Annotated in this window: 18 protein-coding genes and 1 tRNA gene; 8 read left to right on the top strand and 11 right to left on the bottom strand. The window is 60.9% G+C overall.

Translation table 11 applies throughout. The features are described from left to right. Positions 1-49 precede the first annotated feature (49 nt). Both AMC88_RS10400 and AMC88_RS10395 read right to left on the bottom strand, forming a co-directional pair. Positions 50-529: a DUF2938 domain-containing protein gene (locus AMC88_RS10400; RefSeq protein ID WP_010018898.1), complete on the bottom strand. Its 480-nt coding sequence runs from the start codon at positions 527-529 to the stop codon at positions 50-52. 101 nt (positions 530-630) lie between these two features. After that, positions 631-1,143 (bottom strand): MarR family winged helix-turn-helix transcriptional regulator, encoded by a 513-nt coding sequence (locus AMC88_RS10395; protein ID WP_064829954.1) that lies wholly within the window; start codon positions 1,141-1,143, stop codon positions 631-633. A 44-nt stretch (positions 1,144-1,187) separates the two neighbouring features. Between AMC88_RS10395 and AMC88_RS10390 the strand changes: the two genes are divergently transcribed. Then, entirely contained in the window at positions 1,188-2,702 is a 1,515-nt protein-coding gene (locus tag AMC88_RS10390) for an FAD-dependent oxidoreductase (protein WP_064825229.1), read from the top strand. 46 nt (positions 2,703-2,748) lie between these two features. On the opposite strand, the gene AMC88_RS10385 is transcribed toward AMC88_RS10390, so the two are convergent. The 3 genes from AMC88_RS10385 to AMC88_RS10380 all read right to left on the bottom strand — a co-directional run bounded on the left by AMC88_RS10385 (position 2,749) and on the right by AMC88_RS10380 (position 3,528). Next, complete coding sequence (locus tag AMC88_RS10385) at positions 2,749-2,985, bottom strand: hypothetical protein (RefSeq protein ID WP_064825228.1); 237 nt, start codon at positions 2,983-2,985, stop codon at positions 2,749-2,751. Next, positions 2,985-3,155 carry a hypothetical protein gene (locus tag AMC88_RS33055; RefSeq protein WP_164517744.1) on the bottom strand — a complete coding sequence of 57 codons (171 nt, stop codon included), beginning with the start codon at positions 3,153-3,155 and terminating at the stop codon, positions 2,985-2,987. The genes AMC88_RS10385 and AMC88_RS33055 overlap by 1 nt, the downstream gene beginning before the upstream one ends. A 115-nt stretch (positions 3,156-3,270) precedes the next feature. Then, positions 3,271-3,528, bottom strand: a complete 258-nt coding sequence (locus AMC88_RS10380) for a DUF982 domain-containing protein (RefSeq protein WP_012483739.1) — start codon at positions 3,526-3,528, stop codon at positions 3,271-3,273. A 413-nt stretch (positions 3,529-3,941) separates the two neighbouring features. Between AMC88_RS10380 and AMC88_RS10375 the strand changes: the two genes are divergently transcribed. Continuing rightward, positions 3,942-4,778: a nickel-binding protein gene (locus AMC88_RS10375; RefSeq protein WP_064829953.1), complete on the top strand. Its 837-nt coding sequence runs from the start codon at positions 3,942-3,944 to the stop codon at positions 4,776-4,778. Positions 4,779-4,945: 167 nt separating this feature from the next. Here AMC88_RS10375 and AMC88_RS10370 read toward each other — a convergent pair whose 3' ends face one another. Further along, positions 4,946-5,236 (bottom strand): DUF982 domain-containing protein, encoded by a 291-nt coding sequence (locus tag AMC88_RS10370; protein ID WP_037138732.1) that lies wholly within the window; start codon positions 5,234-5,236, stop codon positions 4,946-4,948. Positions 5,237-6,102: 866 nt separating this feature from the next. On the opposite strand from AMC88_RS10370, the gene AMC88_RS10365 reads away from it, so the two are divergent. Beyond that, on the top strand, positions 6,103-7,893 hold the full coding sequence (locus AMC88_RS10365; protein WP_064825227.1) for an ABC transporter ATP-binding protein: 1,791 nt from the start codon (positions 6,103-6,105) through the stop codon (positions 7,891-7,893). 84 nt (positions 7,894-7,977) lie between these two features. On the opposite strand, the gene gcvA is transcribed toward AMC88_RS10365, so the two are convergent. Beyond that, positions 7,978-8,907 (bottom strand): transcriptional regulator GcvA, encoded by a 930-nt coding sequence (gcvA, locus tag AMC88_RS10360; RefSeq protein WP_064825226.1) that lies wholly within the window; start codon positions 8,905-8,907, stop codon positions 7,978-7,980. Positions 8,908-9,013: 106 nt separating this feature from the next. Here gcvA and AMC88_RS10355 point away from each other — a divergent pair, with 106 nt between their 5' ends. Next, on the top strand, positions 9,014-9,976 hold the full coding sequence (locus tag AMC88_RS10355; protein ID WP_081277728.1) for a DMT family transporter: 963 nt from the start codon (positions 9,014-9,016) through the stop codon (positions 9,974-9,976). 164 nt (positions 9,977-10,140) lie between these two features. On the opposite strand, the gene AMC88_RS10350 is transcribed toward AMC88_RS10355, so the two are convergent. Further along, positions 10,141-11,547: an adenylate/guanylate cyclase domain-containing protein gene (locus AMC88_RS10350; RefSeq protein WP_064825224.1), complete on the bottom strand. Its 1,407-nt coding sequence runs from the start codon at positions 11,545-11,547 to the stop codon at positions 10,141-10,143. Between the two features lie 272 nt (positions 11,548-11,819). Here AMC88_RS10350 and AMC88_RS10345 point away from each other — a divergent pair, with 272 nt between their 5' ends. Next, positions 11,820-12,551 carry a hypothetical protein gene (locus tag AMC88_RS10345; protein ID WP_064825223.1) on the top strand — a complete coding sequence of 244 codons (732 nt, stop codon included), beginning with the start codon at positions 11,820-11,822 and terminating at the stop codon, positions 12,549-12,551. 15 nt (positions 12,552-12,566) lie between these two features. On the opposite strand, the gene AMC88_RS10340 is transcribed toward AMC88_RS10345, so the two are convergent. Both AMC88_RS10340 and AMC88_RS33585 read right to left on the bottom strand, forming a co-directional pair. Further along, positions 12,567-14,060, bottom strand: a complete 1,494-nt coding sequence (locus AMC88_RS10340) for an FAD-dependent monooxygenase (RefSeq protein WP_010025781.1) — start codon at positions 14,058-14,060, stop codon at positions 12,567-12,569. Positions 14,061-14,407: 347 nt separating this feature from the next. Then, positions 14,408-14,578, bottom strand: a complete 171-nt coding sequence (locus tag AMC88_RS33585) for a hypothetical protein (protein ID WP_010025782.1) — start codon at positions 14,576-14,578, stop codon at positions 14,408-14,410. 296 nt (positions 14,579-14,874) lie between these two features. Between AMC88_RS33585 and AMC88_RS10335 the strand changes: the two genes are divergently transcribed. From AMC88_RS10335 to AMC88_RS10325, 3 genes are all read left to right on the top strand, one after another. Then, positions 14,875-15,156 carry a hypothetical protein gene (locus AMC88_RS10335; RefSeq protein WP_010025784.1) on the top strand — a complete coding sequence of 94 codons (282 nt, stop codon included), beginning with the start codon at positions 14,875-14,877 and terminating at the stop codon, positions 15,154-15,156. 279 nt (positions 15,157-15,435) lie between these two features. Then, a complete protein-coding gene (locus tag AMC88_RS10330) occupies positions 15,436-16,059 on the top strand; it encodes an outer membrane protein (protein ID WP_064825222.1) in 624 nt (207 codons plus the stop codon). 539 nt (positions 16,060-16,598) lie between these two features. Further along, positions 16,599-20,657, top strand: coding sequence for a DUF4347 domain-containing protein (locus AMC88_RS10325; RefSeq protein ID WP_081282699.1), 4,059 nt, complete (start codon positions 16,599-16,601; stop codon positions 20,655-20,657). A 403-nt stretch (positions 20,658-21,060) separates the two neighbouring features. Here AMC88_RS10325 and AMC88_RS10320 read toward each other — a convergent pair. Continuing rightward, positions 21,061-21,136, bottom strand: a tRNA-Lys gene (locus AMC88_RS10320). Between the last annotated feature and the right edge of the window lie 182 nt (positions 21,137-21,318).

Raw genomic sequence — 21,318 nt, 5'->3', positions numbered from 1 at the left:
TCTCCCCGTTTTACGGGGAGAGGGCTAGGGTGAGGGGCAGGCCGCAATCTCAGCGAATGATCAACGCCGTCCCATAAAGCCCCAATGCAAACACCGTATGCGCAAGCAAATTGAAGCAACGAACCTTCATCGGCTTCGGATGTCTGGAAGCGGCCCAGCCGAGACCGAGGCCGGGCTGCAGCAGGAACCACCCTGCCCCGACGGTGATGATGCCGAAGATCCAGGCGGGAAGGAATGTCGGGGCGGCCAACCAGCTCTGCCCCATGATGATCGCGAAGATCACGCCATAAAGAATGCCGACAGCGTAGTGGCTGATCCAGCCGAGGGTGAGTTCATGCTCATAGGGCTCGGCATCGGCAATGTTCTCGTGAAAGACCTTGCCGCGGCGAAGATGCCAGAACCAACGGCCGGCCGGCGCCCAATTGGCCGGCGGCTGGCCGAAGACCTTGGCGAGCACGATCGCCCAGAGGTCCATGAGGATGGTTGCGCCGGCGCCGATCGCCAGGCCGCGCCACAGAATATCGAACATCGGGAATCACCGGAAACCGTTGACGGGAAGAGGCGCCAGAAGATCATCGCAAGCGCTTCGGCGCAATGGCTTCGACGCAAGCAAGGAGGCCCCCCTCTCCGTCAATCGCCCTCTTCCTGAGGCTTCGTCGCGCTGCCGCCGATGTCGCCGCTGATATCATTGGCGAACTTGCGCATCAGCCGCACCAGTTCATTGAAGTCGTGTTCGTCCCAGCTTTCGAAGATTGCGCGGCCGAGCTTTTCGCGTGCGGCGTCGATGCGGTCGGTCATCGCCTCGCCTTTCGGACTGATGACCGCCTCGCGCACGCGGCGGTCGGCGGCGCTTCCGCGGCGCTCGATGAGATCAAGACTTTCGAGCTTGGCGACCTGGCGGCTGACGGTGGTGTAGTCGCGCCCGGCGCGGTCGGCGAGTTCGACCACGCCGATCGGACCCAGCCGCTCCACCATGACCAGCAGCGGAAACAGGGCGCGATCGAGCGAAATTCCCGCCTCGCGGACCATCTGCTTGTCACGCTGGGGTCGGTTCATGACGCTGACGATCTCGATCAAAGCGCCATGCAGTTCGCGCAGCTTTCTGGATATATGTGTATTTTGCACATTATTTCTTGACGCCATGCCGATTCTCCTATTATGTGCATAATACACATATGGAGATGGCGATGACAGAAAAATCGACAGTCGACGTACTGTTATCAGGCGCCGGTGCGGCCGGGCTGACGCTGGCGATCGAGCTTGCGCGGCGGGGTGTATCCTTCCGCCTGATCGAGAAATCGACTGACCCGTTCCGCGGCTCGCGCGGCAAGGGCATTCAGCCGCGAAGCCAGGAGATATTCGAGGATCTCGGCATCCTCGACCGGATCGTTGCGCGGGGCGGCGCCTATCCTCCGCAGCGGGAATATCGCGGCGACGGAAGCTTCGTTGAATCTGACGCCATGCTGCGCGAGGAGCCGACGCCTGCCGAACCCTATCACCTTCCGCTGATGGTCCCGCAGTTCCTCACCGAGGGGGTGATGCGCGAGCGCCTCACCGAGCTGGGGCACCGGCCGGAATTCGGATGCGAGCTCACCGGCTTCGAACAGGACGAGGCGGGCGTGACGGCGCGGATCAAGGGCCAATCCGGGGAAGAGACCATTCGCGTGCGATGGCTGGTCGGCGCGGATGGCGGTCGCAGCCTGGTGCGCCGCGCCCTCGATATCGGCTTTCCCGGCAAGACGCTCGGCGTGCGCGCCATCGTCGCCGATGTCCTCCTGACCGGGCTGGACCGCGACGCCTGGCACCGCTTCGGCGAAGGCGACATGCAGCGCCAGCTGGCACTTTGCCCGCTGGCGGGTACCAATCTGTTCCAGATCCAGGGGCCGGTCCCGCTCGACGGCGAGATCGACCTGTCGGCTGCGGGCCTGACGGCGCTGGTGAGCGAGCGCTCCGGCCGCAACGATATTCACGTGCAATCGGTCTCCTGGGCATCGGCCTTCAACATGAACGCCCGGCTTGCCGATCGCTATCGGCTCGGCCGCGTGTTTCTCGTCGGCGATGCCGCGCATACCCATCCGCCAACGGGCGGCCAGGGCCTCAATACCAGCATCCAGGATGCCTATAATCTCGGATGGAAACTGGCTGCGGTCACCGCCGGCGCCGCTGATCAGCTGCTCGACAGCTATGAGGAAGAGCGCCGCCCGATCGCCGCGGCGATGCTCGGTCTTGCGACCAAACTTCTCGACGCGCTGAAACGCGGTGACGTCAGGCGTGGCCGCGAGGTCCATCAGCTCGATATCGGCTACCCCGATTCCGCCCTTGCGCTGGAGAAGCCGGAGCGGAACGGCGGCCTGCTGGCCGGTGACCGCGCGCCCGATGCGCCGCTCAAGGGTGCGGCCGGCCAGCCGGTGCGTCTGTTCGACCTCATCAAGGGTCCGCACTGGACGCTGCTCGGTTATGAGCCGGAGCAAGCGGCCGTGCCGCCACGCCCGGGATTGCAGATCCACAGGATCGGCCGGCGCGGCGATGTCATCGACGAAGGCGGGCATTTCCGCGACGCCTATGCGCTAGCGCCCGGCGACTGGGTGCTCGTGCGTCCGGACGGCTATATCGGCGCCATCGTCGCATCCGATGAAGCTTCAGCGCTGGAGACCTATCTCACGACTGCCGGCCTTGGCCCGGTTGCGAAGCAACCGTCATGACCGCCGCGGTCGCGCCGATCGCAACAGACGTCGTCGCAGGCATATTTCAGAGTGAATCGCGTTCGTATCGCGGTGTCCAGCCGCGGGCCATTCCGCGGCTCATCACGCTTTCCGCCAGTGCCAGCTGCCGGCGCAGATGCCTGCAGTCGTCGAGCAGCGAACGGATCGCCGCCTTGGCATCGTCGTCATGCCAGGCAAGCACGGCTTCCACTTCCCATGCGGGATCGGGGCAAGCCGCATCGGAGCAGGCCGGATCGGGCCCGAATGTCTTTGCCGGTTGCATCAGTTCAGCGCCAGCGGCAACTGGACCGGCCGCGGCAAAGGCGGCAGCGGCCGGCTGAGTTCGACCTTCTTCTGCCAGGCGGCGCGACGCTGCTGATCCCGTTCACGGGCCGCGCGGGAGGCTTCGACGAGGGCCAGGGCGTTGGCGATCACCTGTTCCGTATGTGTCATGACCATCTCCAGTGTTCCTGTTTTGTTCTAATTTAGACCCTAATCCGCGGAAGTCAAGCGTGACGAGACCTTCTCCTGGAACCGGGAGGGACGGAGATTGGGATGTGGCCGCTGTTCAGTCGGCGGCTTCTATGACGGCGATGCCCGCCTCCTGCGCAGCCCTGACGAAGGCGGCCCGCACATGATCCGGCGGCAGATCGCCGATGATCGCATCCAGGCAGGCTTTGACGGCCTCGAGATATTCCTCGCCGTCATCAACCGGCCAGTCATGGAGGAGCGTGCGCGCGGCATCCCACACAGAGTTAATAACGGCATAATGCCCGAGCCCCATCGAGGCCAAGCCGACCGGTCGAAAATGTGCCGTCTGTCTCACTTTGCTACAGCTTTTCCTAATTTCGGCGAGCTAATCGATAACATGCAATTTGCGTGCCGTTGGCAGCGGCCTCTTGATCTTGGCCATCATGGCCACGACAGACATTTCTCTCCAGCCAGGATCCGGCGAGCGAGGCTTGAGAACAGGAAACGCCTGAAACCTCTCGAGGGGGTCCGGAAACCCTGCCACCAGTCATTAAACGACAGATTATGGTAAATATCAGACTAACACACCGGGCCTATTCATTAAAACTGGCCATTTTCTTGCATATTCTAGCGGGGATGCAGCAACGCGCTGATCTTCGCAAGCAACATACCGCGACGAGCGCGTTTAATTGTCCCAAAGGTGGACGGGAACGCATCCTGATCGTACAATGCCGTCTCTTGCACGCGGCGGATCTGGGAGGACGCGCGATGCCCATCTTCATGGACCGGCACTTTCTCGAAGGGACCTCGCCCGCCGAGGTCGCCCAAGCACATCGCATGGATATCGACATTCAGGATCAATACGGCGTCAAGTTCCTCACCTACTGGTTCGACCAGCGGCGCGGGACGGCCTTCTGCCTGGTGGACGCGCCCGATATGGCAGCCGTCCAATGCGTGCATCGCGAGGCGCACGGCTTTGTCGCCAATGAGATCGTCGAGGTGGCCCTGTCGGCGGTGGAGGCCTTTCTCGGCCGCATCAATGACCCTGATCCCGCGCCCGGCCAATCCACGCCGCAAATGGATCCCGGCCACCGGGCGATCCTATTTACCGATATCGTCGGCTCGACCGAGATGACGGCGCGCCTCGGCGACCGCATGGGGACAGAGCTGGTCCGGGCCCATGACGCTATTGTGCGGCGGTGCCTCGGCAAAAATTCAGGCCGCGAAGTCAAGCACACCGGCGACGGCATCATGGCGGCGTTCGCGGCGACAACGGCAGCCGTCGAATGCGCCATGGCGATCCAGCAGGAATTCCAACATTACAATAGCGGCAACAACGCCCAGCCGATCCATATCCGCATCGGGCTCGATTGCGGCGAGCCGGTCGAGGACAGCAACGACCTCTTCGGCTCGACCGTGCAGCTGGCGGCCCGCCTCTGCGCGGCAGCCGCCAGCGACCAGATCCTGGTGTCGGAGAATATTTTCCGGGAATATGGCGCGAGCGACCTCTTCGCCCACGCGACACGCCGCCGTCTCAAGGGATTTTCCAAGCCGATGCTGGCCTTCCGATGCGAATGGGCCAACGCCAGCCAGCACGCTACGTGAGCTAGCGCTAGTTGAGCTAGCGCACCGGCCCGAAAATCGATCCCCATTCGGGCCGGTGCGCGTCGCCACGCGCCATGACAAGCGCGCCGCCGATTTCTCGCGGTGGCCGCGAACCCGCCTTGTTGCGGCCGCGGCTGCGCCCTTATCCGTCGCCTGTCTGGGTGAGATCAAGCCGTGCCGATCGTTCGATCGTTCAGCAACTCGAATTTCGCGGCGCCTTCGGCCTTCGCCAGCACGCCCGACATCTTCAAAAACCGCCGGAAATTCTCCCTCGCCGCATTCAGCGGGAACCGGCCGCTCGCCGTATCCCTGCACGCCTTCAGCAGCGTGTCATATGCCAGACCTCGCTTGTCCTGCGGCCACTCCTCCAGAAAATCGAAGATTTCGTCGAGATTCGTGATCTCTGCGACGAAATGTTGACGGCGAAGAAAAACCGGCTCGAACTGAGCTTCTGGCATAGTATCCTCCCATTTATATTACTTTTTTATGGGATAATATTACTGAAAAAACTTGAATAATTCAACAACAAATCAAGTTTGGTTCGCCAGCAAACATAGTGCAACTGCTTCCATAATGACAGAATAGTGCAATGAAATCGGCCGGACATAAATATGCAACGCCTGCCATCAGATGCGCGTGATCGCGTCCACCTCCTCGCAAAGGCATGGGCCGCCATGATAGATTGCGCATGAGGATCAACCTTTGCGTGACATGCTTTGGAGGAGACGCAGATGAACCGACTTATCCGATTGGCCGCAGCCGGAGCGCTGATCGGCCTTTCCGCCATCGCATCTTCCTGCACCTCGCCTGCGAGGCACGACAGGGAGGATTTTCAATATCAGCTGGACACGTCGAGGAACCCGGCTTGCGCAGGTGGATTCAGACCCAGCAACGCTCGCTCCTGCAGCTATTGAAGCCCAGCGTTTGGCAGCGCCTGCGCGCAACACCGGACGGCTGAAACCGCAGGATGCAAGCTCATAAGCTGTGTCGTTTCCGCATCACTGTCTGCAGGGTTGTAAAAATCCGCTTGGCAATGGCGAATTGCTCCGCTACATAACGCTCACCGCTTCAGATCGAACACTTCAGATCTAACACAGGGAGGCGTTGCATGACACCAGCATTCATCGACAGCTTCCCGCATGGAATGTCCCGACGCTAGGTCATCTCCATTCGCGGCCCGCCCCGAGCGCGCCCGACATGCGGTTTCTTCATCCTTCATAGCCCGATTGATGTGACGGGATCATTTTGTCTCCCGCCCGGGCTGTGGCATCTCACTCTCGATTTTTGAGGACCGGTTGCCGAAATCCGGGCCGGGCAGGTTAAAATGACTCGCAAGAAGCTCGATTTTCGCGCCGATGCCTATCGTCAGGTGCTCGGCTTTGTTTTTCAGCACTGGCGCTATCGGCCTGCCTTGGTCGGCGCGATCATCGTGCTGGTGGTCTCAAGCACGCTGGCCGAAGTCATGGTGCCGGTGTTTTCCGGCCGCATCGTCGATGCCATTGCCGGCACCCAGACTGCCGATAGCGCCCTTAGCGCCTTTGCCGTCGTCGTGGCTCTCGGCCTCACCAGCGTGGTGTTGCGCTGGTTCATCTTCAACGGCATCATCCGGCAGACGCTGCGCATCATGGCCGATGTGGTCAATAACGGCTTCCACAAGGTGCAGCGGTTCTCCACGGACTGGCACGCCAACAGCTTTGCCGGCTCGACCGTGCGCAAGATCACCCGCGGTATGTGGGCGCTCGATTCCCTCAACGACCTGTTGCTGGTCGCGCTGCTGCCCTCCATCGTCATGCTGGTCGGCGCCAGTCTTGTGCTCGGCAGCTACTGGCCGGTCATGGGCCTGTTCGTCGCAACGGGATCGCTGATCTATATCGGCGCGACCGTGATGCTTTCCATGGGCTTCGTGTCGCCGGCAGCGCGGCTTGCCAATGCCTGGGACACCAAGCTTGGCGGTGCGCTCGCCGATGCCATCAGCTGCAATTCGGTGGTCAAGGCCTTCGGCGCCGAAAGCCGCGAAGAGCTGCGCCTGCGCCACGTGCTGGCCAAATGGGACAGGCGCACGCGCCGCACATGGAAGCGCGGCACATTGAGCGGCACGATCCAGGGCTTCATGATGGTTTCCATGCAGGCTGGCATTCTCGGAACGGGCCTCCTCATGTGGCGGCAGGGGCTGGCGACACCAGGCGACATCACCTTCGTGTTGGCGATGTTCTTCGTTCTGCAAGGCTATTTGCGCAATGTCGGCCAGGACATCCGCAACCTGCAGCGCGCCGTCAACGACATGGAAGAGCTGGTGCTGCTCGACAAGATGCCGCTTGGCGTCGAGGACAAGCCGGATGCCGGGCCGATCGCGATCGATACGGGCGAGATCGTCTTCGATCGCGTCACCTTCCAGTATGGTGCTCATCGCGATCCGCTTTATGAGGACTTTTCGGTCACCATCAAGCCGGGCGAGCGCGTCGGCCTGGTCGGGCATTCGGGTTCGGGCAAGACGACCTTCGTCAAGCTCATCCAGCGCCTCTATGACGTGAATGCCGGTGCCATCCGCATTGACGGACAGGATATCGCCGACGTCAGGCAATCAGACCTGCGCGGCCAGATCGCCATCGTGCAGCAGGAGCCGATCCTGTTCCACCGGACGCTGGCGGAAAACATCGCCTATGGCCGGCCGAACGCCTCGCGGCGCGAGATCGAGCAGGCGGCGAAACAAGCCAATGCGCACGGCTTCATCATAAGCCTGCCCAAGGGCTATGAAACGATGGTCGGCGAACGCGGCGTCAAGCTGTCGGGCGGCGAGCGGCAGCGCGTCGCCATTGCCCGCGCCTTCCTCGCCGATGCGCCGGTGCTGATCCTGGACGAGGCGACGTCGAGCCTCGACAGCGAGAGCGAAGTGCAGATCCAAGAGGCCATGGAACGGCTGATGGTCGGCCGCACGACGCTGGTGATCGCCCACCGCCTGTCGACGGTGCGGGCGCTCGACCGGCTGCTGGTCTTCGACAAGGGCAAGATCGTCGAAGAGGGCGACCACCAGGCGCTGATCCGACTCAATGGCGGCATCTATCGGCGGCTGTTCGAACGGCAGGCGCTGGAGCTGACCAAGGGTCTGGTGGCCTGAACCGAAGACGCCAGGGCGGATGCTCTGGCGTCTTCTTGCATGCCCGCAGCGGAGCTCACCGTGGCCCGAGGGCTCCCGAACCGTTCAGGGAACGGCGTCGACAAAGGCCGGTTGGATATTCGCGGCGAATTCCCTGACCTCGCCTGATATCCAACTCTGGAATGCTCGCAGTTTGGGATGATCCTGAGTGCCGATCGCATAGACAAGATCGTATCCCCACTCCACGTCCAACCTCGCTTTCGGGAACAGCGCAACGAGGCGACCCTGGGCAAGATCCTCGGCCACCAAGACGCTTCGCCCCAGAGCCACGCCTTCGCCGCGGATGGCGGCCTCGATGGACATGCTGCCGTGACTGTAACCGGGACCCCGCGTCTTGGGGTAAGGCAGTTCCATCATCGCGAACCATCGTTCCCAGGTCGTCGTCATCCCGATTTCGTGGATAAGCTTGCATTTGGCCAGATCAGCAGGCGTTGCCAGCCCGCCCATTCGATCACGATATTCCGGCGCGCAGACCGGCGAGACCGTCTCATTCATGATGCGTTCGGCTGCGGCGAAAGGATAGCTGCCGGTTCCATACTGCAGCGCGACATCCACATCGCCGGATGCGAAGTCGACCGGAGCGTCGGTGACCTGAAGATGGACATCAAAATCCGGATAATGCGCCATCAGCCTGTGCAGGCGCGGTGTCAGCCACTTGCTCGCGAAGGAAACGCCGGCGCTGATGACGAGGCGCGTCGTGTCGTTCTTGCGACGAATGTCTTCGGCGACACGCGCAAGCTCCGACAGCAGACGGGTCACCGTGCCGAAGAACGTAATTCCAGCCTCGGTCAATTCTATCTTGCGGGTTAAACGCCGGAAGAGCTGAACCCCGAGATGATCTTCAAGCGCCTTGATCTGACGGCTCACCGCGCCGTGCGTCAGATGCAGCTCTTCGGCTGCCATCGTCATGCTCAGCCGCCGGGCTGTCGCCTCGAAGGCGCGAAGGGTCTGGAGCGGAGGAAGTTGATCGGGCATTGCCTGTTATGTGTGATCCACGATCACACATCCTGTGAAGATAAATCGTTTGTCTGCCGTCCTGGCTCGACTGTAAACATGACATGAGTTCACGCGCCTGCCAACCATGAACGGCACTCTCATGACCCAGACCTCTGCCACTGCTGCTCTTGCTCGCCCCGCCACATTGATTTCGTCACGGACCGTGGGTGCGATGCTTGTTCTTGCCGTGATGTGGGGGCTTTCGATCCCGGTTACGAAGCTCGGTCTTGAGACGATTCCCCCGCTGATGTTCACGGCGATGCGCTTCCTGGTGGCGGTTCCGTTGCTGTTCCTCCTTTCGGCCGGCAAGTGTCGGGTGCCATTGAGCGCCATCCCTGGCATCGTTGCGCTGGGCGTCATGGGGATCACTTTCGGCAATGTCGCACAGTCGTTCGGGGTGCGCGGGACCTCGGCGTCCGTCGGTACGATCATTTCCGCGACGATCCCGATCTTCATCGTGATCTTCGCTGCGATCCGTTTCAAACAAACTGTGGCGGGCAAGCATTGGGTCGGCCTGATTGCCGCTTTCGGCGGGATCGCTCTGGTGGCGGTGGGAAGCGGCTCCGACGTCGACGACCTGTCCCAGACCACGATCAGCGGCGTCGCCTGGATGCTCGTTTCGGCCATCGCCATTGCCTTCTATTACATCTGGAGCGCCGAGCTGACGGAACGCTATGGCACGCTTCCGGTGGCTGCGTGGAACGCCTTGGCAGGCCTGGTCGCGATCCTGCCGTTGGCTGGGTGGGAAATGGCCCACTCGTCCTTCCAAGTCACCGGCCAAGCGCTGTGGACAGCCGCCTATCTCGGCGTGATGGTGACAGTCGCGGGCCTGCTGCTGTGGCTTTACATTCTGCGTGTGGTCCCGGCTCGGGTCGCAGCAAGCGTACAATATCTCCAGCCGGTCTTCGGCATCACCGCGGCATCGTTTCTCTTCGGCGACGCGTTGAGCCTGACCTTTGCCGCTGGCGTGGCCTTGATCTTGTCCGGCCTGGCCTTGGCCGTTTCCCACACGCGAACCGGCCCGCGGAAGGTCGTGACACGCCAATAGGCAAAGCTACTTCGTTCCCCTCCGCTCCACGACTACGGGAGCGGCTTGGCCTGCCTTCCGGGGCAGGCCTTTTTCTTGTCGGCGGCCCAAGGCACAACAAGGGCACGACATATGAGCGATGGTTGCCGCGGTCGGCAAAAGGGTGCTGCGATCACCGGCGAAGCTCACGACAGGGCGAAGATCCTGACCTCCCTGCCGATGCCCTGCAGTTCCGCCATCCGGGAAGCCGATCTGATGCCGCTGTCGCGCAGGATCTCCGAGACGTTGACATCCTCGACGATCGCTTCCGTCGTCATGATCACGTTGGGGTCGGCAAGGCCCTGGACGCGCGAGGCGATGTTGACGGTCTGGCCGAAATAATCCTGACGGTCGTTGAGGTTGACGGCGAGGCACGGTCCCTCGTGGATGCCGATCTTCAGGAGCAGGTCTTCGCTGCCGTGTTCGGCATTCAACCGGCGCATCGCCTCGCGCATTCTGAGCGCGGCCGCCACCGCGCGGTCCGGGCTCGGGAAGGTCGCCATGACAGCATCGCCGATCGTCTTGACGACGGCGCCCGCCTCGGTGGCGACGATCTCGTGAAGAACGCGGAAATGCGCCCGCACCAAGTCGAAGGCGGCAAGATCACCGACACGCTCATAAAGCGCGGTCGAGCCCCTCAGATCGGTGAACAGGAACGTCAGGCTGGTGATCTTCAGGCGCTGGTCGACGTCGAGCGTATCGGTCCGGTAGATGTCGCGGAAGCTCTGGTTCGTCAGCAGGCGCTTGGCCGTCAGAAACGGCCGCCTGCGGCCCAGGAGGTCGTGCAGGTCATCGCCGGCGATGCAGACATTCGGCACCACCCGGCGATCGGTGTGATTCTCAAGGGTCAGCCGCAGCAAGCCGGGACGCATCGTCACGGTTTCGTTCAGCGCATGCCCGCGGCTGATGACCATCGAGAGGTTCTGGCGTTCGTTGGTGGGTTCGCCCTGCACATCGATGAACTGCGCCGAATGCGTCACCGCATCGAAGATGATGATGAATTGCGACGGCAGCTGCAGCGAGACGAAAGCCTTCTCGCCCGGCGCCAGCTCGATCATCTCCAGCAGAATGGGTTGAAATTTCGCTTCCAGATCCTCCGGCAGGTCGACGCCGGAGCTGAAGAAGATCTGGCGGTAATATTCGAGCGGCGGCAGCCGGTCGGGCTCGTGGGCGGCAATCCTGCGCACACGCGGACTGACGGTGAAGGTCACCTCGACCATCTCGTCAAGGGTCGGTTCGTATCCGGCTGCGCAGAGGGCGCAATGATAGGTGTCCTGTACGACCCCTTTGAGCGTTGCACCGCTGTCAAGCACGCCGCCGCATCCCGGACAGAGCACATTCCAGGTCATCTCGAACGCCCCTATGCGGGCGGCGTGGAGAAAGGCGGCGATGGTTTTCTCTTCATCGAGATGATGTTTTTCGGCGAAGGCCAGCGCATTGATGCGATTGAGATCGCGATCGGCGCCATGCCTGACGACGTTTTCGATACATTCGACCGTCTGCGGGTCAGCCGCCTGTCGCAGGGCGGCAAAAAGGACGTCCACTTCGCTCATTTAGATAGTCTCTACGCGCATGACAGGACAGACAACGCCAATGGCGCGATCATAACACGGCAGCCTGCCAATAGAAATCAATAGGCTCGGATGCCGCTTGCTTGCCGATCGTCAGGGTTCCCCAGCCGAAATCGCCTGTCGGGCTGCCCGTCACTCCGTTGCATCAGCGTTTCAACAATTTGCAGGACAACGGAGAAAAGTGTGAGCATCACCCCCTCGCCCTCCTTTACAATCGGTCGGTTCGGCTCCGGCCGATCGACGAAGGAGAAGCGATGGATCGTCTTGAAGAGAAAGGGGCTCGATCGGCAAAGCCGGCGGAAAAAGCCGCTCATGCGGATGGTCTTGCCCGGGATATCTCGGCGATCAAAATCGGCGACTGCCTGCTGGGCTACAAGGCCGTGCAGCGCCGGATGCGGGGCGGCCGCTGGAACCATTTCCGCGGCCGCATGCGCGAGATCGAAAAATTGATCCGGCACCGCCATGGCGAAATCGTGCCGGAGGCGGATGACGCCCTGATCTATGTCGAGGTGATCGCCAGCCTCGCTTTCGTCGAGTTCAAGGAAGGGTTTGTCGAGGTGGTGCTCGGCTGGGCGGCCCGCTGGGTCCCCTGGGCTGGGAAGGCCGCGATAGAGGAAATCATCTACGAACGGACGAGGATACGATTTTCACCGCTCACCGCCGATGCACTCGGCCATGCCCTGCATCTGAGCTATGCCGAACGCTGTGCGCTCGATATCCGCACCATCGGCGCCTTCGACGTGCCGAAGGCGAAAAGGGCAAAGCTGCAAAAGGCAAAGCGCCGCCAGCGCGAGCAGAGCCGGAAAGAGAAGCAACGCCGCGCCGCCGGCGCCGTTCCCAGGGCAAACTACCTCGCCAACTCCGTCAGCCAGTCCCGCCCCTGGGATGCCTTCGGCATCAGCCGGCGGACCTGGGAACGCCGCGGCAAGCCGATGCCGGAACGCGAGGCGATACCGGACGGCGGCTCGGTCCCGCTCGCCGCTTAACCGGCTCTGCGGCTCTCAGCCGGGCGGCCCGAACCAGGTGGTCATCGCGTCGTGAAGGCCGTCCTGCGTCTCCTCGCCGACCCATGCCACATATCCGTCGGGCCGGATCAGCACCGCGCTTGGCGCCGAAACCGCCCCGAGCACAGGTAGCTCCCACGGACCGCCATAGCTCGCCTGAACCAGCCGGACACGGCCTGACCATGGCGCGATGTCGAGGCTGCCGGCTGCGCCGAGATTCAACAGCACCGGCCGCGCTTCTCTGAGCAGCGCAAAGACACGGATGGAGCCATCAGGCGTGGCGAGATCGAGGTCCGGCATCCGGCGGCCGAGCAGCGGGTGCCCCTCGCCGAGATCGTAGCGGAGGACAAGTCCGGACATTTCGCCGGCGATCGTCTTGCGGGCCTCCTCCAGCCCAAGGAGTTCCAGCACGATGTCTCTCAGAGCTTCGGTGCGGTCATCGGTGCGTTGGAGGGCGACCTGGGCCATTGTCGTGCGCAACACGCGGGCGGCGACCGGATGCCGCTCGGCATGATAGGTATCGAGCAGGGCCTCAGGCGATTGTCTCTTCACCACCTGGGCAAGCTTCCAGCCGAGATTCACCGCATCCTGGACGCCGGTATTGAGCCCCTGCCCGCCTACCGGCGAATGCACATGCGCGGCGTCACCCGCCAGGAAAACCCGGCCCTTGCGATAGGTTGCCGCCTGCCGCGACATGTCGGTGAACCTGGAAATCCACTTGAGGCCATGAATTCCGTAATCCGTTCCGCAGGCGGCGATCAGCGCCTGCCTGAGATCGCCGAGCGTCGGCTCGCCTGCCGCACCGGCATTCGTTTCCGTCACCATGACATTGATCGGGCCTTCGCTGGCAAAGACAACCTTGCCGTCGCGGATTTCATAGTCCTCGCGGCCGAAGGCATGCATGCCGCGCGCCGTGCGATGGACACCGAGCGGCGGCTCCTCCTCCATCTCGGCCTCGGCGAGAATATTGCTGGTTGTCGCGTCCCAACCGGGAAATTCGATGCCGGCCAGCTTGCGAACCAGACTGCGGCCGCCATCGCAGCCGACGAGATAGGCTGCCCGGATTTCCGAAGCGTCGGAGAGTTCGATGGCCACACCGGAAGCGTCCTGCATGAAGCCCGTCAGTTCGCAACCGCGATAGATCGCAACCGGCAGCTCGGCAACCCAGCCGACCAGGATGCGCTCGATATGCTTCTGCCGCAGCGCCAGACCGTAATTGTGCCGCGTCGGAAAATCGCTGATATCCAGCCGCGTGACCGCAAATCCGGTCACCTGGGCGATCTGCCCCTCGGCCAGAAACCGCTCGACGATGCCCCGCTGATCCAAAACCTCGAGCGTGCGCGCACTCAGTCCGCCGGCCCGCGAACCGACGATCTCCTGGTTCAACCGACGCTCGACAATGGCGACATCGACGCCCGCCAAGGCCAGCTCGCCCGCCAGCATCAGCCCCGTCGGCCCTCCTCCGGCAATCACGACCGCATGTTCCCTCATCCGCAAACTCCTCCGCTCCATCTGCCGGGGTAACGCCGCAGCATTCCGAGCCGGCCTGCCCGGCCGGAGGCTCCTCCGGTTTTCTCGGTTTCGCTCAGGTGCCGCATTCCCCTGTCGCAGGTTGTTCCCCCTATAAATAAAGCTCTCCACTGGTGGGAAGGACTTGCGACAGGATTTCAGCCTTGCCTTCCAAAGCCCTTTTCGTTGCCATTTGTCGAGCTTCTGCCGCGGAACGCTGGCGCATCAACACGACCAGACCAGGTGCTCGACGGACGTGGCAAAACGCATTCCGTTTCACCATTCGTTCCCGACGAAGGACGACCAAGAAATGGCCGCTATGATGCGGCTCACTGCGGCGCTGTGGCCTTTTGCGGAATGGTCTCAGCCGCCGGCCGCTCAGACGGATCGGCGGGATGGCCATAGATCGTGTAGACAGCGCCCGCCAGAACGCCCAGGACGATGAGAGCGAGCACGTACAACATCATTCCGCGGATGGCCGTTTTCGGTGTCTTGTCCATCAGGGACCTCCAAGATTGCTCAGCGGTCAAAGTCGAAGCGAGCGCTTTTGGTTCCGGAATGCACGTCGGTCTCGGATGCATTGGCCGGAGCTGTCCTTGAGCCGGTCGACAGCGAAAGGCGTTGTTAGAGCCGCGTCATCGATCCCGATCTTATCGCGAGGACAGCCGAATATAGATATAAATTCTTATGGCCAGAAATTGTACTATTCACTTTCAGACACGATGGGATAATGCTCTTATCCAATCACGACAGGGTGCCGCGTTCGGCTGCCGAATTATTTGGATAGGGGCTTTGCGTGGATATCAAGACTATGCTTGGGGAGATCGCCGATAAAGGCGGCAGTGCCGAGGTCTTGGAGGACTACTATTCTCCTTGTGATATAGAGGCAGAGTTGCTTGGCTTGATCACAAAAGAGACTGACGGCGGCGGTTTTGGTTTCACAGAAACACTATCCCTGACGAACAAAGGGCGACAATACCTTGGAACTGGCGTCGTTACGCCACCAGTTCAAATCTCCGCCAAGAGTGCAGTCAGTCGTTTTCTCCGCAGGCTTACGCGGCCAATCCTGGCGAGATGAGGCTACCATCCCCGCCATCAAATGATGGGTCAATCATCGCGCGCAATGAAAGAGATCGTGCTCAGCGGACCGACACGATCAGATCCATCGTCCCAGAGTGAATGGAGAAGAACTCCGATCTGCCGATGCCGCTTTAGACGCTCGACCACTCTTCACTTCCGGCAACGAGACAACCTGTACCATAGCGTACAATTCGACGAGTGTGCTATTATCGCTACAGCTTTTTTAGTATCCGCTATTATATCCTGTGGTTGTAACGTCATGCCAAGGGGTACAGAAATGAAGTTGTCGATCGCTACTACCTTACTCGCACTTGTCGCGACCACCGCATTCGCGGCTGATGTCGTTCAAGAGGTCCCGGCTGCACCTGTTGCCGCAGCGCCTGTTTTCACCTGGTCGGGTCCGTATTTCGGTATCGATGGCGGCGCCGCTTGGTTGAACGGTGATTTCAGCGCCGGCGGTGCCTCTGCCTCCGAGGATTTCAACGGCGGCGTCTTCGGCGGATTTGCCGGTTACAATTTCCAGTTCGACAACATCGTTGTCGGTATCGAGGGCAACCTGGAATATAACTGGAATGAAGAAGAAGCCCTGGGGGCAGACGTTGGGACCGATTGGGCCGGCGCTGTTCGTGGCCGTGTTGGGTACGCCTTTGATAAGGCGCTGATTTACGGCGCAGCCGGCTGGGCCGCCACGCGCGGTTATGTCGATGCGCCCGGCTTCGACAAGGAAACCGAGACGTTCAACGGCTACACCGTCGGTGCCGGCGTCGACTTTGCCATAACCAACAACATCTTCGCCCGCGGCGAATATCGCTACAACGACTACGGCGAAAGAGACATCCTGGGCGTTGATGTCGACCTCGATCAGCACGAATTGAAGTTCGGTATCGGTGTGAAGTTCTAATAAGAATTCCTCGGATCGGTAGCATCAGAGCCTCGCCTTGTTTCGGCGGGGCTTTTTTCTTCCACTCACGTCGCGGTTCACGAGCGCCATATGGGGCAAGGCAGCTTGATATAGGTGCAAATTTTATGCCGAGAAATTGTAGACAGTTCCGTCTGGGTGAGCCTGACGCGTCTCGTGTTTTGTGATCCGAGCGCCTTTGCCACAGCTTCCTATCTCAACCGGTGACGGGGCAACGCCATGTGATGCTTGATGACATCGTAGTACTTTCATAAAATGGATTATCTATGCTGTCTTTCCGCGAGCATTTACTACCGAACTGGTTATTGAACTCGGCGCGACGATTGGGGTATTGCTAATATTCTAGAGGTAAGCTGGGGACCTACTCCACGGGTAGCTTCGGAGAGGAGAGTTTTGAGTGGCTGAGGCCCTCAAACTGTGTGGACGTATACCTTGGCGGGCCCGAGTTACCTTAGCACGCCGCAAACTCTGAGCTACCGTCAGCGCCGAGTAAGTCTTCCTGTCGTCATCAGGGGGATGCTATGCCGAACAAATGGCTAAGGACCAACGAAACCAACTCAGTTCGTTTCGAGGATCAACTTTCCAATATCATGTTAATTGGATCGGACCAGGACCGAATGGTCTCAGGTTCTGTTCTGACGTCATTGCCTTCGCCGCGCGAAATCGCCTTCGTTGATCAGGGCATCAACGACCTGGAAACCTTCCTTGGCGGTCTGCGCCCAGAAGTCGAGGTTATTGTTTTATCCGACGGCGAACCTGCGATTCGCCAGATGGCACGTCACCTGTCTGTCTACAGCCGCCTTGATAGAGTTCATGTCGTAGCGCACGGCGCTCCAGGTCAAATCAGGTTCTCGTCTGGGACGTTTTCAGAGGGGGACGTTGCCGCCTCAACCGAATTTTTCGCCAAAATTGCCGTGGCGCTGGGCGAACATGGCAGCATGCAACTATGGTGCTGCGCCACCGGCAAAAACGAAGTCGGCAAGAGTTTCGTCGAATTCCTCCACCGCTGCTTGAGCCGCTCCGTTGCTGCAGCGTCTGGCTTCGTTGGCGCGGTAGCCCTCGGGGGCTCATGGTGTCTTGACCTGCAATTCGGGAACGCGGCACCTAGACCCCCGCTCACTCGTTCTGGCTTAGCCGCCTACCAGGGCGTATTGTCGAATTTCAACGCTACCGTCGGTCAGGATAATCTGACTGGAGGCCCCGGGGCCGATACTTTCAAAATTGGTGCCGGCACGGTGCAATCGGGTGACGTCTTCGACGGCCGCGGCGGTATCGACACTTTGAATGTTACGGCAGCAGCTGATTTTTCCGTCCTCCCGGCAAGCAGTCTCCTGTCTATGGAAATTCTTTCCATTTCGGGCAGTGGAACTGCTGTTACTTTCAATTCGAACCAGTTTAGTGCAACGGGCTTATCGTCGTCGCTCGATTTACGTGGTTCGACCGGAAATCAAACGATCATTATTCAAAGCGCTTCGAATTTCAGTGCGGCGGCTTGGACATTCGGTGGCAACGGGAGTTCGGCATGGGGCAACAGCGGTAACGACATCATTGCAATAAATGGGACGTCCGGTGCGGATACCATCACCGGCAGCTCGAGTGCGGACATCATCACCGGCGGCTCCGGGGTGGATACGCTGGCGGGCGGCGGCGGGGACGACACATTTGTCGTCAACAACGGCGACTTCACAGGTGCGGAATCGATCGATGGCGGAGCTGGCGCCAATATACTTCTCGTGGCAGGCACCAACAACTTCACCACCGGAACCTTGACCAACCTTCGGACTCTGAACGGTTCCTCGGGCAGTGACACGGTGACGCTCACCGGCACCGAAATGAACGGATTTACGTCCGTCAACCTCGGCAATGGCAGCGACACGGTTAATCTCACTTCGACATCCACCGGTCTGAACGGCCGCAACGACAACCAGCTTTCTGGAGTCGAGGCCATTTCCGCCGCCGCTGCGCTGGCTGGCGTTATTATCAATCTGTCAAGTCAATCCGAAGGTTTCACCATCACCGGCAGCTCGGATGCGGACACCATTACCGGTGGCTCGAGCGCGGACATCATCACCGGCGGATCGGGGGTGGATACGCTGGCGGGCGGCGGCGGGGACGACATATTTGTCGTCAACAATGGCGACTTCGCAGGTGCGGAATCGATCAATGGCGGAACTGGCGCCAATATGCTTTCCGTGGCAGGCACCAACAACTTCACCACCGGCACATTGACCAACCTCCAGACTCTGAGCGGATCCTCGGGCAGTGACACGGTAACGCTCACCGGCATCGAAATGAACGGATTTACGATTGTCAACCTCGGTAGTGGCGGTGACACCGTCAATCTCACTTCGACATCCACTGGCCTGAACGGTCGCAACGACATCCAGCTTTCCGGCGTCGAGGCGATTTCCGCCGCCGCTGCATTGGCTGGGGTTGTTATCAACCTATCAAGTCAGTCCGAAGGTTTCACTATCACCGGCAGCGCGGGAGCGGATACCATCACCGGCGGTGGCGGCAACGACACGTTAAATGGCGGGTCGGGGAACGACACGCTTGTTGGAGCTGGCGGCAGCGACTCGCTGTTTGGAAGCGGCGGCAGTGACGTCCTGATCGGTGGAGAGGGCAACGACGTTCTCTATGACGAGAGCGGTGATGACGTTCTCGACGGCGGCAACGGCGACGATACGATGTCAGACTTCGGCGGTGCCGTGGCATCGCTGTCCGGCGGAGCCGGCAACGATGCGATGTGGACTGGAGCGAATATGACGGGCACCGTCGACGGCGGGAGCGACCGGGACGTGCTTTTCGTGACGGGGGGCAATCTGACGGGTCTCGCGATATCGAACGTCGAAATCTACACGACGAGCGCTGAGTTTGTGCTTGGCACCGTAGCGCAGCTTGATGGCTTTGACACCATCACGACCTTTGATGATCCGGCGCATGCGTCGAGCCTGGTGGACATCCGAATATCGGGTGGGGGATCGTTGGACCTGTCGGATGAACTGGGGTTGAGAAGCGCTATCGTGACTGCCGACGCATCGGCAGGCAACGGCATCACCACCGGCGTGGGCGATGACACCATCACCGGCGGCGCCGGCAACGACACGTTAAATGGCGGGTCGGGGAACGACACGCTTGTTGGAGCTGGCGGCAGCGACTCGCTGTTTGGAAGCGGCGGCAGTGACGTCCTGATCGGTGGAGAGGGCAACGACGTTCTCTATGACGAGAGCGGTGATGACGTTCTCGACGGCGGCAACGGCGACGATACGATGTCAGACTTCGGCGGTGCCGTGGCATCGCTGTCCGGCGGAGCCGGCAACGATGCGATGTGGACTGGAGCGAATATGACGGGCACCGTCGACGGCGGGAGCGACCGGGACGTGCTTTTCGTGACGGGGGGCAATCTGACGGGTCTCGCGATATCGAACGTCGAAATCTACACGACGAGCGCTGAGTTTGTGCTTGGCACCGTAGCGCAGCTTGATGGCTTTGACACCATCACGACCTTTGATGATCCGGCGCATGCGTCGAGCCTGGTGGACATCCGAATATCGGGTGGGGGATCGTTGGACCTGTCGGATGAACTGGGGTTGAGAAGCGCTATCGTGACTGCCGACGCATCGGCAGGCAATGGTATCACCACCGGCGTGGGCAACGACACGATTGCCGGCGGCGCCGGCAACGACAGCATCGACGGCGGGTCGGGCAACGACACCATCACTGGCGGTTCCGGCAATGACGGCATCAGCGGTGGCGCCGGCAACGACGTTCTGTCGGGCGGCGACGGCGACGACTTCATCGACGGGGCCGCGGGCGCTTTCTTCGGAGCCGGCGGTCCTGGCAACGACATCATCGACCTGGGTGCCGGCAATGACGGCAGCTGGGCGCTCATCGGCGAAGGCGGGACGATCTCTGTCAGCGGCGGCGACGGCAATGATTTCATGGCCCTGTTCGGAGCCACCGCCGCCAGCGGCACGATCGACGGCGGCAGCGGCTTCGACAGCCTGCAGGCGCAGCAGTCGGGCGACATCTCGACACTCTCGATCTCCAACGTCGAACGGCTGGTAACCTATAACGCCTACGGCAATCCCAGCATCAAGGCAACGGCGACGCAGTTCGAAAGCTTCGACACCATCGTCAGCTATGTTGGCCAGGAGTCCAACACCGTGTCGCTGACCCTGGCAGGACCGGGAAGCGTCGATCTGACCGACGAGCTTCTGGGACGGAGCGTGATCTTCACCGGCAGCAGTGGCGACGACACCATCACCACCTCCATCGGCAACGACACGATTGCCGGTGGTGCCGGCAACGACAGCATCAACGGCGGGCTGGGCAACGACACATTCGTCTTTGCCGCCAACCTGGCCGGTAACGGCATAATCGGGGATTTCGAGGAGGGCTCGGGCGTTGGGGACTTGATAAGCATCGCCAACAGCGCTTTCGAAAGCTTCACCGACATCCTTGCGGCTGGAGAGGACAGCGGCATGGACTGGCTTCTCACGATCGACGACGACACCACATTGCGTCTTGCGGGCGTCAACGAGAGCAATTTGGCTGCCAATGACTTCTTGTTAGTTTAGTAAGCGGCCGCAATTGAAGCTTTTCCGGTGGCGCTGGCGGAAGCGTTAGACCGAAATCGCGAGCCCCCGGCATTCACGCCGACGGCTCAATGGCCCGGGCACTGCCGACTAAAAATCGAAATACACGGTCACACCTGATCGACGACGATAGGGGTAATCGTCGCGATAGCCGTAATAGTCGCGACTGCCGTAGTACCGCGGACGATAGCACGATCCGTAATATCGGCAGTCGCGGTAAGCGTATCGGTGCTTCTTCCTCCACCCTAGCGAGATGGGTATCCGTCGACGCCGTAGTTACGACCTTTTGCCGCGTTTCATTATCTGCTTTGCGCAGACATGGTGATGTTTGCAGAGGGACTGCAGGTGGCGACTGCAAAAATTCTCACTAGCTTATTGGAACTTATGGTGAGAGCGTCGGGGTTCGAACCCGAGACCTACTGATTAAAAGTCAGTTGCTCTACCGGCTGAGCTACGCTCTCCCGCCCCGCGGGTGTGAAGCACCCCGGCTGGAAGTGGGCGGAACATAGGCAGGCGACCCATTGCGGTCAACCGAAAAATTCGGCTTTTTCCAGCGATCGGCACATTTCTTGCGGGGCGCAGAGTCCAATCGCCGGCGCACGCAAAAAGGTGATTGGCAATCGCGGTCTCACAAAGCTAGGAA

The sequence above is a fragment of the Rhizobium phaseoli genome (genome assembly GCF_001664385.1).
Classification (GTDB): Bacteria; Pseudomonadota; Alphaproteobacteria; order Rhizobiales; family Rhizobiaceae; genus Rhizobium; species Rhizobium phaseoli.
Note: the sequence above shows the minus strand (reverse complement) of the source record. Positions and strands in the feature narration are given on the sequence as shown.

Excerpts from the sequence above, each read along its gene's own strand:
- gcvA (WP_064825226.1), bottom strand. The coding sequence starts at position 8,907 with ATGCCCGATCAACTTCCTCCGCTCCAGACCCTTCGCGCCTTCGAGGCG.
- AMC88_RS33055 (WP_164517744.1), bottom strand. The coding sequence starts at position 3,155 with ATGACACATACGGAACAGGTGATCGCCAACGCCCTGGCCCTCGTCGAA.
- AMC88_RS10395 (WP_064829954.1), bottom strand. The coding sequence starts at position 1,143 with ATGGCGTCAAGAAATAATGTGCAAAATACACATATATCCAGAAAGCTG.
- AMC88_RS10375 (WP_064829953.1), top strand. The coding sequence starts at position 3,942 with ATGCCCATCTTCATGGACCGGCACTTTCTCGAAGGGACCTCGCCCGCC.
- AMC88_RS10385 (WP_064825228.1), bottom strand. The coding sequence starts at position 2,985 with ATGCAACCGGCAAAGACATTCGGGCCCGATCCGGCCTGCTCCGATGCG.
- AMC88_RS10390 (WP_064825229.1), top strand. The coding sequence starts at position 1,188 with ATGACAGAAAAATCGACAGTCGACGTACTGTTATCAGGCGCCGGTGCG.
- AMC88_RS10350 (WP_064825224.1), bottom strand. The coding sequence starts at position 11,547 with ATGAGCGAAGTGGACGTCCTTTTTGCCGCCCTGCGACAGGCGGCTGAC.
- AMC88_RS10340 (WP_010025781.1), bottom strand. The coding sequence starts at position 14,060 with ATGAGGGAACATGCGGTCGTGATTGCCGGAGGAGGGCCGACGGGGCTG.
- AMC88_RS33585 (WP_010025782.1), bottom strand. The coding sequence starts at position 14,578 with ATGGACAAGACACCGAAAACGGCCATCCGCGGAATGATGTTGTACGTG.
- AMC88_RS10370 (WP_037138732.1), bottom strand. The coding sequence starts at position 5,236 with ATGCCAGAAGCTCAGTTCGAGCCGGTTTTTCTTCGCCGTCAACATTTC.
- AMC88_RS10330 (WP_064825222.1), top strand. The coding sequence starts at position 15,436 with ATGAAGTTGTCGATCGCTACTACCTTACTCGCACTTGTCGCGACCACC.
- AMC88_RS10355 (WP_081277728.1), top strand. The coding sequence starts at position 9,014 with ATGAACGGCACTCTCATGACCCAGACCTCTGCCACTGCTGCTCTTGCT.
- AMC88_RS10345 (WP_064825223.1), top strand. The coding sequence starts at position 11,820 with ATGGATCGTCTTGAAGAGAAAGGGGCTCGATCGGCAAAGCCGGCGGAA.
- AMC88_RS10365 (WP_064825227.1), top strand. The coding sequence starts at position 6,103 with ATGACTCGCAAGAAGCTCGATTTTCGCGCCGATGCCTATCGTCAGGTG.
- AMC88_RS10325 (WP_081282699.1), top strand. The coding sequence starts at position 16,599 with ATGCCGAACAAATGGCTAAGGACCAACGAAACCAACTCAGTTCGTTTC.
- AMC88_RS10400 (WP_010018898.1), bottom strand. The coding sequence starts at position 529 with ATGTTCGATATTCTGTGGCGCGGCCTGGCGATCGGCGCCGGCGCAACC.